The organism is Rhodoferax bucti (assembly GCF_005876985.1).
Lineage (GTDB): Bacteria > Pseudomonadota > Gammaproteobacteria > Burkholderiales > Burkholderiaceae_C > Allorhodoferax > Allorhodoferax bucti.
Genome location: NZ_VAHD01000001.1, coordinates 745,221 through 758,198, shown reverse-complemented (window position 1 = coordinate 758,198; position 12,978 = coordinate 745,221). Strand labels below are relative to the sequence as shown.

Sequence of the window (12,978 nt, the reverse complement as noted above, 5' to 3'; positions counted from 1 at the left end):
CTATGTACTCCGCAGCCAATGCCCGCTACAAGGGCGTGTTTCCTGTCGTCCCTACGACCTTCAACGAGGCCGGTGAGCTGGACCTGGAAAGCCAGAAACGCTGTGTCGATTTCATGATCGACGCGGGCTCCACCGGCTTGTGCATCCTGGCCAACTTCTCCGAGCAGTTTGTGCTCGCCGATGCCGAGCGCGAAGTGCTCACCAAAACCATCCTCGCGCATGTGAATGGCCGGGTGCCGGTCATCGTGACCACTACGCACTTCAGCACCCAGGTCACCATTGCGCGCAGCCTGCAGGCGCAGCAGCTGGGTGCCTCCATGGTCATGGTCATGCCGCCGTACCACGGTGCCACCATCCGGGTGCCCGAAGGTCAGATTTACGACTACTTCGCCCGCCTGTCAGACGCGATTGATATTCCCATCATGATCCAGGACGCCCCGGTCAGCGGCACACCGCTGTCGGTGCCCTTCCTGGCCCGCATGGCGCAGGAAATCAAGCAGGTGTCGTACTTCAAGATCGAAACTGCCGGTGCCGCCTCCAAGCTGCGCGAGCTCATCCGCGTGGGGGGTGCCGCTATTGAAGGCCCCTGGGATGGTGAAGAAGCCATCACCCTCATGCCCGACCTGGACGCCGGCGCCACCGGCGCCATGACCGGCGGTGCCTACCCCGACGGCATCCGCAAAATTGTGGACGCTTATGCCGCCGGCCGCCGTGACGAAGCGGCGGCGCACTACCAGCAGTGGCTGCCCCTCATCAATTACGAGAACCGCCAGGGCGGCATACTGACTGCCAAGGCCCTGATGAAAGAAGGGGGTGTGATCGCTTGCGAAGCCGGCCGCCACCCCTTCCCCGCCATGCACCCCGACACCCGCGCCGGTCTGATCGACACGGCCCAGCGTCTGGACCCCATGGTGTTGCGCTGGGGCCGGTAAACCCACTCACCACCCACCAAGGACACCGCCGCCATGTCAGAAAACACCGTCTTCCAACTCCTGGGTCGCCGTTTGCGACTGGCCGTGATCGGCGGGGGGCCTGGCTCTTTCATCGGTGCCATGCACCGCCAGGCCGCGCGGCTGGATGACCGGTATGAGCTGGTGGCAGCGGCCCTGTCGTCGGACCCCGAGCGGTCCAAGGCCGGTGGCCAAAGCATTGGCGTGCCGGCGGACCGCTGCTACGCCGATGGCGCGGCCCTGATCGAAGCCGAAGCCTCGCGCGCCGATGGTGCCGAGGTCGTGGCCATCATGACGCCCAACGACAGCCACTTCCGCTTCTCCATGCTGGCGCTGGAGCACGGCATGGACGTCGTCTGCGACAAGCCCATGACCAACACGCTGGAAGAAGCCGAGGCACTGCATGCGAAGGTGCAGAGCAGCGGTCGTGTGTTTTGCCTGACCCACAACTACACCGGCTACCCCATGGTGCGCCAGGCCAAGGCCATGGTGATGGAAGGGCTGCTGGGCGACATTCGTCTGGTGCAGGTGGAATACGTGCAAGGCGGTCGCGCCAAAGGCGGCCCCGGCCGCAAGGCCTGGAAAGAAGACCCGGCCCGTGGCGGTCCCTCGCTGGTGATGGGTGACATCGGCACCCACGCCCACAACCTGCTGCGCTTTATCACCGGGCTGGAAGTGGCCGAGGTGGCCGCCGATGTGGGCACCATCGTGCCCGACCGCATCACCCACGACTACGCCGGCGCCATGCTGCGCATGAGTAATGGCGCACGCGGCAGCTTTTGGGTCACGCAGGCGGCAGCCGGTGTGGAAAACGGCTTGCGCATCCGCGTGAGCGGCTCGCTGGGCAGTGTGGAGTGGCACCAGGAGCACCCGCAGGTGCTGCACTTCAAACCGCTGGATGCACCCGCCCAAGTGCGTACGCCCAATGGCCCTGGCACCCTGCCCTTGGCAGCCCGCGCCTCGCGCATCGTGGCGGGCCACCCCGAGGGTTTTCACGAAGCCTTTGCCAACCTGTACACCAATGCGGCAGACACCATCGCTGCGCAGCGCAGCGGCAACACGCCGGACCCGCTGAACCAGTTTTTCCCGAATGCCTCCGATGGCCTGCAAGGCATCCGCTTTGTGGCCGCCGCTATTCGCTCCAGCCACCAGAACGGTGCCTGGACCGCCGTTTAACCCACTTCATCCCGCTATGACCACCCAACACAACAATCTGATTAATGGCGAATGGCTAGCCGGCACCGGCTACTCGGCCAACCTCAACCCCTCCAACCTTGCAGACGTGATCGGCGAATACGCCCAAGCCGATGTCGCCCAGCTCAACGCCGCGGTAGCCGCTGCCCAAAAGGCCTTCCCGGCTTGGTCTACAGGTGGCATCCAGGCCCGCGCCGACGCGCTCGACAAAATCGGCAATGAAATCCTAACTCGCAAAGAAGAGCTGGGCACCCTGCTCTCCCGCGAAGAGGGAAAGACACGCGCCGAAGGCATTGGCGAAGCTGCCCGTGCCGGCAACATCTTCAAGTTTTTCGCGGGCGAATGCCTGCGTCTGGCCGGTGAAACATTGCCCTCTGTGCGCCCCGGCATCGGGGTGGAGGTGACCCGCGAGCCTTTGGGTGTGATCGGCCTGATCACCCCCTGGAACTTCCCCATCGCCATCCCCGCCTGGAAGATCGCCCCTGCTTTGGCCTATGGCAACTGCGTGGTCTTGAAGCCTGCAGATTTGGTGCCCGGCTGTGCTTGGGCGCTGGCCGACATCATCCACCGCAGCGGCATTCCTGCAGGTGTGTTCAACCTCGTCATGGGCTCGGGCCGCGTGATTGGTGACGCCTTGGTCAACCACCCCGGCATCACCGCCGTGAGCTTCACCGGCTCGGTAGGCGTGGGCCAGCGCATCGCCGCCGCTTGTGCCGGTCATATGAAAAAAGTGCAGCTGGAAATGGGTGGCAAGAACCCGCAAGTCGTGCTGGACGATGCCGACCTGAATGTGGCGGTCGAACTCAGCGTGCAAAGCGCCTTCTACTCCACCGGCCAGCGCTGCACCGCGTCCAGCCGCCTGATCGTGACGGACAAGATTTACCCCGCCTTCATCGAAGCCATGCAAAAACGCATGGCCGCCATCAAGGTAGGTGATGCGATGGCTGCGGGCATTGACATCGGCCCGGTGGCTTCCCAGGCCCAGCTGGAGCAGGACTTGTCGTATGTGGAAATCGGCAAGCTTGAGGGCGCCACGCTGCTCACCGGTGGTGAACGCCTGACGCGCGACACCGAGGGCTTTTACATGGCACCGGCCCTGCTGGTGGACAGCACCCCGTCCATGCGCATCAACCGCGAAGAAATCTTCGGTCCGGTGGCCAGCGTGATCCGTGTGAAGGACTACGAAGAAGCCTTGGCCACCGCCAACGACACGCCTTTTGGTCTCTCGGCCGGCATTGCCACCACCAGCCTCAAGTACGCCACCCACTTCAAGCGCCACAGCCAAGCCGGCATGGTGATGGTGAACCTGCCCACGGCGGGCGTGGACTACCACGTGCCCTTTGGCGGGCGCAAAGGCAGTAGCTATGGCTCGCGCGAGCAGGGCAAGTACGCGGCTGAGTTCTTCACTACGGTGAAGACGGCTTACACCCTGGCATAAACCGGTAAGGCCCTCACCATGCGCACCCTCCGACGGATCTTTTTAAGCAGTTTGTTGTTGGTGTCCATGCCCTGGGCCCATGCACAAAGCAGCAAGGGCGGCGTGGGCATCCTGATGCCTACCGTCACTTCCCAGCGCTGGGTGGTGGACGGTCTGGCCATGGTGCGCGCCATGGACAAGCTGGGCTACCGCCCCGACCTCAAGTACGCCAACGACGATGTGGCCACGCAAGTGGCCCAGACAGAGGAAATGCTCAAGGCGGCTGACATGAAAGTGCTGGTCATCGGTGCCATTGATGGCACCAAGCTGGAACCGGTGCTCAAGAAGGCGGCCGAGCGCAACATCAAGGTCGTTGCCTACGACCGCCTGATCCGCGACACCCCGCATGTGGACTACTACGCCACCTTTGACAACTTCCAGGTTGGCGTGCTGCAGGGCACCGACATCATCGAGCGGCTGGGCCTGGACAAGGGCAAAGGCCCCTTCACCATCGAGTTGTTTGGCGGCTCGTCGGACGACAACAATGCCTTCTTTTTCTATGACGGCGCCATGTCGGTGCTCAAGCCTTACATCGACAAAGGCAAGCTGGTGGTCGGCTCCGGCCAGATGGGCATGGAGAAGGTGGCAACCCAGCGCTGGAGCGGCTCGGTAGCCCGCGCGCGCCTGGTGCAGATACTCGACAAGCACTACACCAAGCAGCGCTTGGATGCCCTGCTCTCGCCCTACGACGGCATCAGCATGGAGCTGATCACCGCCATGAAAAAAGCCAACTACGGTCAAGGTGGTCAGCCCTTGCCGGTGGTCACAGGGCAGGATGCCGAAATGCCCTCGGTGCGCTCCATCATCCGCGGGGAGCAGGCCTCCACCGTGTTCAAGGACAACCGCGAGCTGGCCCAGGTGGTTACCACCATGGTGGACGCCATCCTCTCCGGCAAGAAGCCGCAGATCAACGACGAAAAGACCTACAACAACGGCCAGAAAGTGGTGCCCTCTTACCTGCTCAAACCGGTGGTGGTCGACGGCAACAACTGGCGCGCTCTGCTGGTGAACTCGGGCTACTACAAATCGGACCAGTTCCGCTGAGCACCTGGCGCGCTGGGCTGCCCACATAGCCCCCTCGTGCAGGGGGCTTTTTTACGCCTGTGCCATGCAGTCCTGCTAAGGTTCGCCCTCCGGCCCAAAGCGTGGGCCCGCTAACTGGAGAAACAACATGGCAATGGATGTGGTGGACTACGAAATTTTCGGCTCCGAGATGCAGTACGTCGAGGTGGAGCTGGACCCCGGCGAGGCAGCTATCGGCGAAGCCGGCGTGATGATGTACATGCAAGAAGGCATCACCATGGACACCATTTTTGGCGATGGCTCCAACCAGGGCGGCTTCTTCGGCAAGCTCATGGGCGCGGGCAAACGCCTGCTGACGGGCGAAGGCCTGTTCACTACCGTCTTTCAGAATGCCGGTGCCGGCAAGCAACGCGTGGCCTTCGCCGCACCCTACCCCGGCAAGATCGTGCCCATGGACCTCAGCCAGCTGGGCGGCACCATCATCTGCCAGAAAGACTCCTTCTTGTGCGCAGCCAAGGGCGTGGCCCTGGGTATTGCCTTCCAGAAAAAGCTGGGCGTGGGCCTGTTCGGCGGCGAAGGCTTCATCATGCAAAAGCTCGATGGCGACGGCATGGCCTTTGTGCACGCCGGCGGCACGCTGATGGAGCGCACCCTGGCCCCCGGCGAGACTCTGCGGGTCGACACCGGATGCGTGGTGGCCTTCCAACCCACCGTGGACTTTGACATCCAGTTCGTCGGCAAGGTGAAGTCCGCCATCTTCGGTGGCGAAGGCTTGTTCTTTGCCACCCTGCGCGGTCCGGGCAAGGTGTGGCTGCAAAGCCTGCCGCTCTCGCGCCTGGCCAACCGCATCATCCTTTCTGCCCCGGCTGCCGGTGGCCGGTCTGCCGACCAAGGCTCCTTGCTGGGTGCCGGTGTGCTCGGCGGCCTGATTGGCGGCGGTAGCGACGATTGAGCCCATGCTGAACAGCGGTAGCGAAGTACCTACCAAGCCCGGCATCTTCAGCGGGCGCATGTTCGCCCCGGGCCTGGACGGGGTGGGCGTGCCCGCCACCGCCCACTGGCAGCACGGCAGCTTGCAGGTGCACGCGGCGGGCCGGACCTGGACATCGGGGGTGCAGGCCACGGTGCAGTCCGGCGGATTCAATGCTGCGCAGCTGGCGCTGGTGTGGGTTGACCTTGAAGGTGAATGCCGCTTTTATGTAGATGCCGGTGCACCCCGTGCCGCCTTTGCCGCCGGCTTGCCTGCGCACCTGAGCCCTCAGCACCGCGCGGCGGGCCAGGCCAGCGCACGGGTGGAGCGGCGCTTCCGGCTCTGGTGGGCCGCACTGGGGTTGTTGGCGCTGGTGCCCGTGCTGGTGGTGGCCCTGCTCCTTACCCGGGTGGATAGTGCGGTGGGCTGGTTGGTGACATACATCCCCCATGAACAGGAAGCCAAGCTGGGCGACCTGGTGCTGGTCCAGACGCGCGCGCGCATGCGCGTCATCGAGTCCGGCCCGGCGGTGGATGCGGTGCGCCTCATCGGTGAGCGCCTGACTACCGGCTCGGCCTATAGCTACCGCTGGCTGGTGGTGGACCAACCCGAGCTCAATGCCTTTGCCGCACCGGGGGGCGTGGTGGTGGTCTACAGCGGCTTGTTGCAAGCGGCCAAAACCCCCGAGGAGGCCGCTGGCGTTATCGCCCACGAGGTGGCCCACGCTGAGTTGCGCCATGGTCTGCAGGGCATGGTCAAAACACTGGGCGTGCGTGCCGGTGCCGCCGTGTTGCTGGGCGACTGGAGTGGCGCTGCCCTCGGCCAGGCCATGACCAGCCTGCTGGAGATGAAGTTTTCCCGCGAAGCCGAAGCGGCGGCAGACACCGAGGGCCTGCGCCGCCTGGTGGCCGCCCGCATCAACCCCGCCGGTATGGCCGACTTCATGGATACGCTGGCCCTGCAAAGCCCCGGCGCGGCGGTGCCCGAGCTGCTGTCCACCCATCCCGCGTCGGAAGACCGGGCCGCGCGCCTGCGCGAAGCGGCCCGCGCCTACCCCGGCCCCTGGACGGCCTTGCCGGTGGATTGGGCTGCGCTACAGAAGCGGCTGCCCGGTGCCGACAAGCCGGGTAGCGCACAATGATGCGAAGCTCATGGCCACACGCTCTGACACCCCACCGCCGCAGCTGACCGACCACACCCGCAAGCTGGTGGAAGACCACCAGCCTGTGGTGCGCTCGGTGGCGAACCACGTGGGTCGGCGTCTGCCCCCCAATGTGGACAAGGCCGATCTGGTGCAGGACGGCATGGTGGGCCTGATTGAGGCGCTGCTGCGCTGGACCAAAGAGTCCACCGGCACCCATTTTGAAAACTATATTGCCCTGCGCGCCCAGGGCGCCATGATCGATGGCCTGCGTGCGGCCGACCCGGTGAGCCGCCAGGTGCGCAAAGACATGCGCCAGGTAGAGCAAGCCCTGCAGCAGCTGACCCACCGGTTGGGTCGCCCGCCGGCCGAGGGCGAGCTGGCGGCGGAGCTGGGCATGTCCTTGGCCGACTACCAGCGTTTGCTGCAAGACGCACAGGGCTATGTGCTGATCTCGTTGCAAGACCTGATCGGCGACAGCGTGGACCAGTACCTGCAGCGCTGCGTGGAAGACAACGCTGACCCCCTGGCCTTGCTGGAGCGCTCTTCCTTGCGCCAGGCCCTGGCAGAAAGCATTGCGCTGTTGCCCCGCAAAAGCCAGATTTTGCTCACCCTGTACTACGAGCACGAAATGCGCATGCACGAAATTGCCGAGCACCTCGGCTTGAGCGAAGCCCGCATTTCGCAGATGCACACGCAGACGATTGTGCAGCTCCGCGCATCTCTGGCGGAACGCGATATCACCCGCTTGCTAACCCCCCGCGTGCTGCCCCGCAACGAGCCCGACGAGTCGGAATACAGCGTGCTGACAAACGGCTAAAGCCGTTTACGCCGTTCAGGCCTTCTGGCGGCGCTCGCGCACAGCGGCGGCCAAGGTTTCGAGCACCGGCACGGTTTGCGCCCAGCTGATGCAGGCGTCGGTCACGCTCACGCCGTGTTGCAGCGGCTTGCCGTCCACGATGTCCTGGCGGCCTTCGTTGAGGTGGCTCTCGATCATGATGCCGGTAATGCGCGCATCGCCTGCGGCAATCTGCGCGGCCACGTCTTGTGCCACCACGATCTGGCGGGCGTGCTGCTTGCTGCTGTTGGCGTGGCTCACATCCACCATCACCTGCTCGCGCAGGCCGGCTGCCTTGAGCAGGGTGCAGGCCGCGTCAATATCGGCGGCCGAGTAGTTGGGCTGCTTGCCACCGCGCAGGATCACGTGGCAATCGTGGTTGCCGCGTGTCTCGAAGATGGCGGCCTGGCCCATCTTGGTCATGCCCATGAAAGCGTGTGCGCCTTGGGCGGCCTGAATGGCGTCGGTGGCTACCTTGATGCCGCCATCGGTGCCGTTTTTGAAGCCCACGGGGCAGCTCAGGCCGCTGGCCAGTTGGCGGTGGCTCTGGCTCTCGGTGGTACGCGCGCCAATGGCGCCCCAGCTCACCAGCTCGCTGATGAACTGCGGCGAGAGCAAATCCAGAAACTCGGTGGCCGCAGGCAGGCCGGTGTCCAGCACCTCCAGCAGCAGGCGGCGCGCCATCTCCAGCCCTTGGTTTATGGCAAAGCTGCCGTCCAGGTGCGGGTCGTTGATGTAGCCCTTCCAGCCCACGGTGGTGCGCGGCTTCTCAAAGTAAACGCGCATCACCACCAGCAGGTCAGCACTCAGCGCATCGGCCTGCGCCTTGAGCAGGCGGGCGTATTCCATGGCCTGGCTGTGGTCGTGGATAGAGCAGGGCCCCACCACCACCACCAGCCGGTCGTCCTGCCCCTGCAAGATGCGTGAGATGGCCGCGCGGCTACTCTCCACCAGCGCCTCGGCCGCGGCCGGCACGGGCAACTTTTCTTCCAGCAGCGTGGGGGTGATGAGCGGGCGCACTGCGCCGATGCGCACATCGTCAATCCGGGTGGTGTCGTGGGTGGTCAGGGCGGCGATGGTGGAGGTGGTCATACTATGAATTTGATAGCTGCTCGCGCAGGTAATACGAGCGCTGGAGGGTGATTTAGCTTGTATTTTAGGTGTTTAGAGTCTCTATGGATGAGCACCACATCGTCAACTCAGTCTTAAAGAACTACGAGCCCGATTGAACGCAAATACTCGTAAGTCGAGTCATAGAAGCTGTGAGGCCGTGTCGGGTCTTCATCACTTCCCTCTGGGACGACGATAACCATACCCTGCCGTGCGCGAGTAAGAAGCACCCGATAAGCATTCTTCAAATACATCTGGCGTTCGGCCTTGTGAATGTGTTGCCATTTACTTCCGACAAAAGAGAAGTGTTTCCAACCGCTGGGTGTGTGACGCAAATCTGCATCCCACACCACACAAGCCCAATCAAGTTCCAAACCTTGTACATGGAATTCAGTGGCAACGTCTTCGAGGTAGAAAGAAGAACGTACATCGTCTTTTCCATCTAAGAACCAATGGATGGGATCCATCGGCGACTTAACGTCTATGGCGTGTGGTTTGAGGCGTTGCGCTTGTGATGAGACAACCATTCCATATCGATCAGAACCACGCGCCTGCTGCTTTAGCCAAGACTTTGCGGTGTCTAGATTGCGGGTCAGAACGACGGGGTATCTATCCGCAATCGATGTCAACGCGCTCTTTGCCGAGTTGGAATCCAAATCCAATAGATGTTTGATGAGCGCGGCCACATGCTCAGAGCGGAAAGACCGCATGGGTACTTGAAGATGTAGGTCTTCGTTGAAATGCACATTGGAGCGACAGCTAAGCTGCTCTAGAACCCGCCCTGCACCGTATTCGGAATCATGCAACCGAGGCGAGATATAGATTCGCCAATCTGGAAACGATCGCTCCAACGCATTGATCCATTCTTCAATTCCGGCTTCCCCGGTATTGATCTCTTGCCCGCCCCCGACCAGGCACACAACAACTGCCCAATCCTTATGGCGATCAAGACAAGAAATTAGGAATTCAGGCTCTGATTGCTGGAAGTTTGGTCTCTGCTTTTTTCGAAGCATGAATCCCGCGGTCTGCTCTAGATTCCAGGCGCGTTGCGCCTCGTCAAAGAGTGCGACATGTTCAATAGGTGGCCGTGATGGGTCAATCAGACATTCATCTCGAAAGTGATGGACGTTCTGAATGAATAGCTTCACTTCACTTTTCGCTTCCCCCTTCTTTAGTTTTCGACCAGCTTCAGCTTCTCGACGAACCTTGTCTCTTGCCAGTGCTTCCTGAAGGATGGCGACCAATGGGCCGTTACCCGAGAGGAAAACGGAATGCTGCGCATTGTTTGCGTCGGTGTGCTCCGTCGCAATCTTGAGCCCCACTAAAGTCTTGCCCGCACCAGGTACACCTGTAACCAAGCAAATGGACTTGTGTGAATTCAATTGGGCCGATTGAATGATCTTGGCTATGGCAGAAGTGGTTTTGCTTAGATTGATTGCCGTTGCATCACTTCTGGAAATATCGGAAACACCGTGTCCGTTGTAGAGAGCCATCGCTGCCTCAACAATTGTTGGAGTGGGGTGATATCCGCCAACATCCCAACTTGCTGGATCAATGACATCCCCGTCGCAAAACGAGAGTACATGGTCAATGACCGTCAAAACTTGCGACGATGAGCAGCAGATCGGCTTGAGTACGCCATCATCACGGGCACTTGTAGTAATCAGCAGCGGTTGATCCGATGCTTTCGTTGCGATCAAGATGGGTGCAATTGCCTTGCTGTGTGATGTCTCGTGAAAGTTTTTTAGGTCCACCGCGTAGTCCCATACTTGGTCTTTGGCGGTGGACAAGAAGTCTCGCTCTCCTACTTTGAACTCAAAAACAAAAATGACGTGATTCAGCAATAACAAAACGTCAATCCGTTTGCCCAGACGAGGGACTGCATATTCAAAGTAGACACTACCTCTGCTGCCTAAGCCAGTCAGCGCTGCTTTTAAGAGAGTGATCTGACTGAGCCACGCGTCGCGCTGTGTTGCCTCCACCGCAAAGGAGCTGTTGCGGACTAACTGCCCAAGAATTGAGTCCACATCATCAGATAAAAAGTCGTTGATGGATTTTGCGTAATACGCTCGGCTCATGAATTTGTGCTCCCCTTTTGAGCACTACTGTATCGATTCCGAGGTGAAGCCAACCAAACGTGGGCTTCTTCTCTTTTTCTTTCTGGCGGGCTAAGTGCGTCAAACCAACCCGTGCCGCTCCATCACCTCCCGCCACGCCGCCAGCTTGCGTTCAAAGCTCCATGACGCATTGGCCGGGCTGGTGCTGGGGAGTTGGTAGACGGGCACGCCCAGGCTGCGGGTGTGGCGGGCGTGTTTGAAGCTCTCGCCGCCGTTGTGGGCGATGGCCTGTAGCTGTGGCAGGTGCAGGGCGGCGATGTCGTTGGGCACTGCGTTGCGGATGGCACTGTCCAGGCTGCCTTCGCGCTCGCAGCTGGCGTACACGTCCCACACGCCCAGGCCGCGCTCCAGCAGCCAATTGCTATGAATTTCATAGCTGCTAGCGCATATTTCATAAGCGCTAGCGGGCCAAATGGCTTGCAAAATCTTCCAGAACTGGTTTTGCGGGTGGCCGTAATACTCTTGCGCCTGCAGCGAGCGCACACCGGGAAAGCTGCCCAGTATCAGCACCTTGGTGGCGGGTGACACCAGCGGCGCTAGGCCGGTCAGGGTGACTGCCGCCATGCGCGTGTCCGGCTTTACTTTTTGGCCAAGGTTTTGCGGGCCTGCTCGATGCCGCCCACGTTCTCGGCTTTGCTAAAGCCCAGGCCTTTGAGCGTGTCCAGCGCCATGCCGCTGCGACGGCCACTCTGGCAATACAACATGACCTTGTCGTCTTTGGTGACGCCGGCCTTGGCAATCTCTTGCGCAATAGCGGTGTGCTCGATGTTGATGGCGCCTTCCACATGCCCGGCTGCAAATTCCTGCGGGCTGCGCACGTCGATGATGACGTCTTTGGCCTGGGCCGAGAGGGCCCCCAAAGACATGGTGAGGGCGAGGGTGATGCTGGCGAATAGTGTTTTCATATTAAGAATGATTCCCTTCTGCTTCCGGCCAGAGGCCGGGAAAATAAAACCGCAAAGCGTGTTGTGGCACCCCGAACCTTAACCTGCCATACGCGCTGTCGGTGGTGAGCAGGCCCCGTTTCAGCAATGCGCTCACCTGTGCGGTGGCCAAGCGTTCGCCCAGGCCCAGCATGGCTTTGAAGTCTGCCCGTTCCAGAGCGCCTTGCGTGGCAAACAGGTAATGCAGTGCGGCCAGCGCTTCTGTGCGGACCCCGCTGCGCACCACGTTGTGCTCATAGCCCAAACACGCTGCAATCCGGTCGCGCATGGTGCTCAGGTTCAGCAGGCCTGACATGAATCGCACCTGGTCCAAAGACTGGGTGAGCACGTAGTCCAACCAATCGCACAGGGCTTTTTCTGACAAGTTGCCCCTGCCGTCCAGGTCGCTGGCGCGTGTTTGGTCTGCCGCGTCCAGCAGAGCGTAGTAGTCAGGGGTGCTGCGGGCAAAGGCGCGCAGGGGAGACCACAAGCCATTCGTCAACCCCATGTGGCCCATCGCCAGATGGGTGTGCAGGCGTGCCACCCGGCCGTTTCCATCCGCAAACGGGTGAATCCATGCCAGCCGGTGGTGGGAAGCGGCAATGGCCAGCACCTGCATTTCGCCCCGCCGGACATGGACGTAGTAGCTGCCCCAGCGGCTCAAGAATTGCGGGACTGCTGCGGCGAGCGGCGCTGCATGGCGGCCAACACTCACCTCTTGGGTGCGCAGTGCGCCGGGCTCCAAGGCCTGGCCGTCGGGCAAAAGGCGGTCTGCAGCGTCTAGCCTCGCAAAAAGGTCTTGGTGAATGTTCTGGACCATGGCCACAGACCAGATGTCTTGCGAGGTCCATTGGGGCCACAGCTGCTCCAGGGCCTGTTCGCTGGCCATGTGGCTCAAGGCGAGGCGCTGTTTGCGTGCCCGGTCTGCGTCCGGGGCGTACTCGTTGCGCAGGGCCTGTTCGATCTCCACCGGCAGGGTGTGTTGCCCCTCAATGCGGTTGGTGTAGTACGAGTTCATGGCGCGCAGGAGCCCGCGCAGACCTTCCAGAGCGCCGACTTGGCATTTGCCCGCCAGTTGGTCGGAGGCGCGGATCAGGTCGTTCGCTTTTTCCAGCAAAGGCCCCAGCCGGTGCTCGGCAGGAAGCAGCGGCTCCATCTGGGCCGGATGGTCATACTGCGCGAATTTTTGCGACTTGTCAGACATACCTAAGTGTATGTCTTAAAACAAGTTTTTG

The 12,978-nt window shown here is 61.6% G+C and carries 12 protein-coding genes; 7 read left to right on the top strand and 5 right to left on the bottom strand.

What is annotated here, in order from left to right; all coding sequences use genetic code 11:
• Positions 1-2 precede the first annotated feature (2 nt).
• From FDM28_RS03585 to FDM28_RS03555, 7 genes are all read left to right on the top strand, one after another.
• Positions 3-932 (top strand): dihydrodipicolinate synthase family protein, encoded by a 930-nt coding sequence (locus FDM28_RS03585; protein WP_138513088.1) that lies wholly within the window; start codon positions 3-5, stop codon positions 930-932.
• A gap of 33 nt (positions 933-965) precedes the next feature.
• Positions 966-2,126 carry a Gfo/Idh/MocA family protein gene (locus FDM28_RS03580; protein WP_138513086.1) on the top strand — a complete coding sequence of 387 codons (1,161 nt, stop codon included), beginning with the start codon at positions 966-968 and terminating at the stop codon, positions 2,124-2,126.
• A 16-nt stretch (positions 2,127-2,142) separates the two neighbouring features.
• Positions 2,143-3,582, top strand: coding sequence for an aldehyde dehydrogenase family protein (locus FDM28_RS03575; protein ID WP_138513084.1), 1,440 nt, complete (start codon positions 2,143-2,145; stop codon positions 3,580-3,582).
• Positions 3,583-3,600: 18 nt separating this feature from the next.
• The gene (gene chvE, locus FDM28_RS03570; protein WP_138513082.1) at positions 3,601-4,665 is read left to right on the top strand and encodes a multiple monosaccharide ABC transporter substrate-binding protein; all 1,065 of its coding nucleotides are present in this window, start codon (positions 3,601-3,603) and stop codon (positions 4,663-4,665) included.
• Between the two features lie 127 nt (positions 4,666-4,792).
• A complete protein-coding gene (locus FDM28_RS03565; protein ID WP_138513080.1) occupies positions 4,793-5,596 on the top strand; it encodes a TIGR00266 family protein in 804 nt (267 codons plus the stop codon).
• Positions 5,597-5,600: 4 nt separating this feature from the next.
• A complete protein-coding gene (locus FDM28_RS03560) occupies positions 5,601-6,755 on the top strand; it encodes a M48 family metallopeptidase (protein ID WP_138513078.1) in 1,155 nt (384 codons plus the stop codon).
• Between the two features lie 10 nt (positions 6,756-6,765).
• Positions 6,766-7,575 (top strand): FliA/WhiG family RNA polymerase sigma factor, encoded by an 810-nt coding sequence (locus FDM28_RS03555; protein WP_138513076.1) that lies wholly within the window; start codon positions 6,766-6,768, stop codon positions 7,573-7,575.
• 15 nt (positions 7,576-7,590) lie between these two features.
• Here FDM28_RS03555 and FDM28_RS03550 read toward each other — a convergent pair whose 3' ends face one another.
• The 5 genes from FDM28_RS03550 to FDM28_RS03530 form a co-directional block, all read right to left on the bottom strand.
• Positions 7,591-8,685: a 3-deoxy-7-phosphoheptulonate synthase gene (locus tag FDM28_RS03550; protein ID WP_138513074.1), complete on the bottom strand. Its 1,095-nt coding sequence runs from the start codon at positions 8,683-8,685 to the stop codon at positions 7,591-7,593.
• 113 nt (positions 8,686-8,798) lie between these two features.
• The gene (locus tag FDM28_RS03545; RefSeq protein ID WP_138513072.1) at positions 8,799-10,781 is read right to left on the bottom strand and encodes a DUF2075 domain-containing protein; all 1,983 of its coding nucleotides are present in this window, start codon (positions 10,779-10,781) and stop codon (positions 8,799-8,801) included.
• Between the two features lie 99 nt (positions 10,782-10,880).
• Positions 10,881-11,384 carry a DNA-deoxyinosine glycosylase gene (locus FDM28_RS03540; RefSeq protein WP_138513070.1) on the bottom strand — a complete coding sequence of 168 codons (504 nt, stop codon included), beginning with the start codon at positions 11,382-11,384 and terminating at the stop codon, positions 10,881-10,883.
• Positions 11,385-11,398: 14 nt separating this feature from the next.
• On the bottom strand, positions 11,399-11,725 hold the full coding sequence (locus FDM28_RS03535; RefSeq protein WP_138513068.1) for a rhodanese-like domain-containing protein: 327 nt from the start codon (positions 11,723-11,725) through the stop codon (positions 11,399-11,401).
• A gap of 1 nt (position 11,726) precedes the next feature.
• Positions 11,727-12,947 (bottom strand): Fic family protein, encoded by a 1,221-nt coding sequence (locus tag FDM28_RS03530; protein WP_138513066.1) that lies wholly within the window; start codon positions 12,945-12,947, stop codon positions 11,727-11,729.
• Between the last annotated feature and the right edge of the window lie 31 nt (positions 12,948-12,978).

What these genes read in the sequence shown, in the direction of transcription:
- FDM28_RS03585 (WP_138513088.1), top strand. Translation starts at nt 3, where the DNA reads ATGTACTCCGCAGCCAATGCCCGCTACAAGGGCGTGTTTCCTGTCGTC.
- FDM28_RS03580 (WP_138513086.1), top strand. Translation starts at nt 966, where the DNA reads ATGTCAGAAAACACCGTCTTCCAACTCCTGGGTCGCCGTTTGCGACTG.
- FDM28_RS03575 (WP_138513084.1), top strand. Translation starts at nt 2,143, where the DNA reads ATGACCACCCAACACAACAATCTGATTAATGGCGAATGGCTAGCCGGC.
- chvE (WP_138513082.1), top strand. Translation starts at nt 3,601, where the DNA reads ATGCGCACCCTCCGACGGATCTTTTTAAGCAGTTTGTTGTTGGTGTCC.
- FDM28_RS03565 (WP_138513080.1), top strand. Translation starts at nt 4,793, where the DNA reads ATGGCAATGGATGTGGTGGACTACGAAATTTTCGGCTCCGAGATGCAG.
- FDM28_RS03560 (WP_138513078.1), top strand. Translation starts at nt 5,601, where the DNA reads ATGCTGAACAGCGGTAGCGAAGTACCTACCAAGCCCGGCATCTTCAGC.
- FDM28_RS03555 (WP_138513076.1), top strand. Translation starts at nt 6,766, where the DNA reads ATGGCCACACGCTCTGACACCCCACCGCCGCAGCTGACCGACCACACC.
- FDM28_RS03550 (WP_138513074.1), bottom strand. Translation starts at nt 8,685, where the DNA reads ATGACCACCTCCACCATCGCCGCCCTGACCACCCACGACACCACCCGG.
- FDM28_RS03545 (WP_138513072.1), bottom strand. Translation starts at nt 10,781, where the DNA reads ATGAGCCGAGCGTATTACGCAAAATCCATCAACGACTTTTTATCTGAT.
- FDM28_RS03540 (WP_138513070.1), bottom strand. Translation starts at nt 11,384, where the DNA reads ATGGCGGCAGTCACCCTGACCGGCCTAGCGCCGCTGGTGTCACCCGCC.
- FDM28_RS03535 (WP_138513068.1), bottom strand. Translation starts at nt 11,725, where the DNA reads ATGAAAACACTATTCGCCAGCATCACCCTCGCCCTCACCATGTCTTTG.
- FDM28_RS03530 (WP_138513066.1), bottom strand. Translation starts at nt 12,947, where the DNA reads ATGTCTGACAAGTCGCAAAAATTCGCGCAGTATGACCATCCGGCCCAG.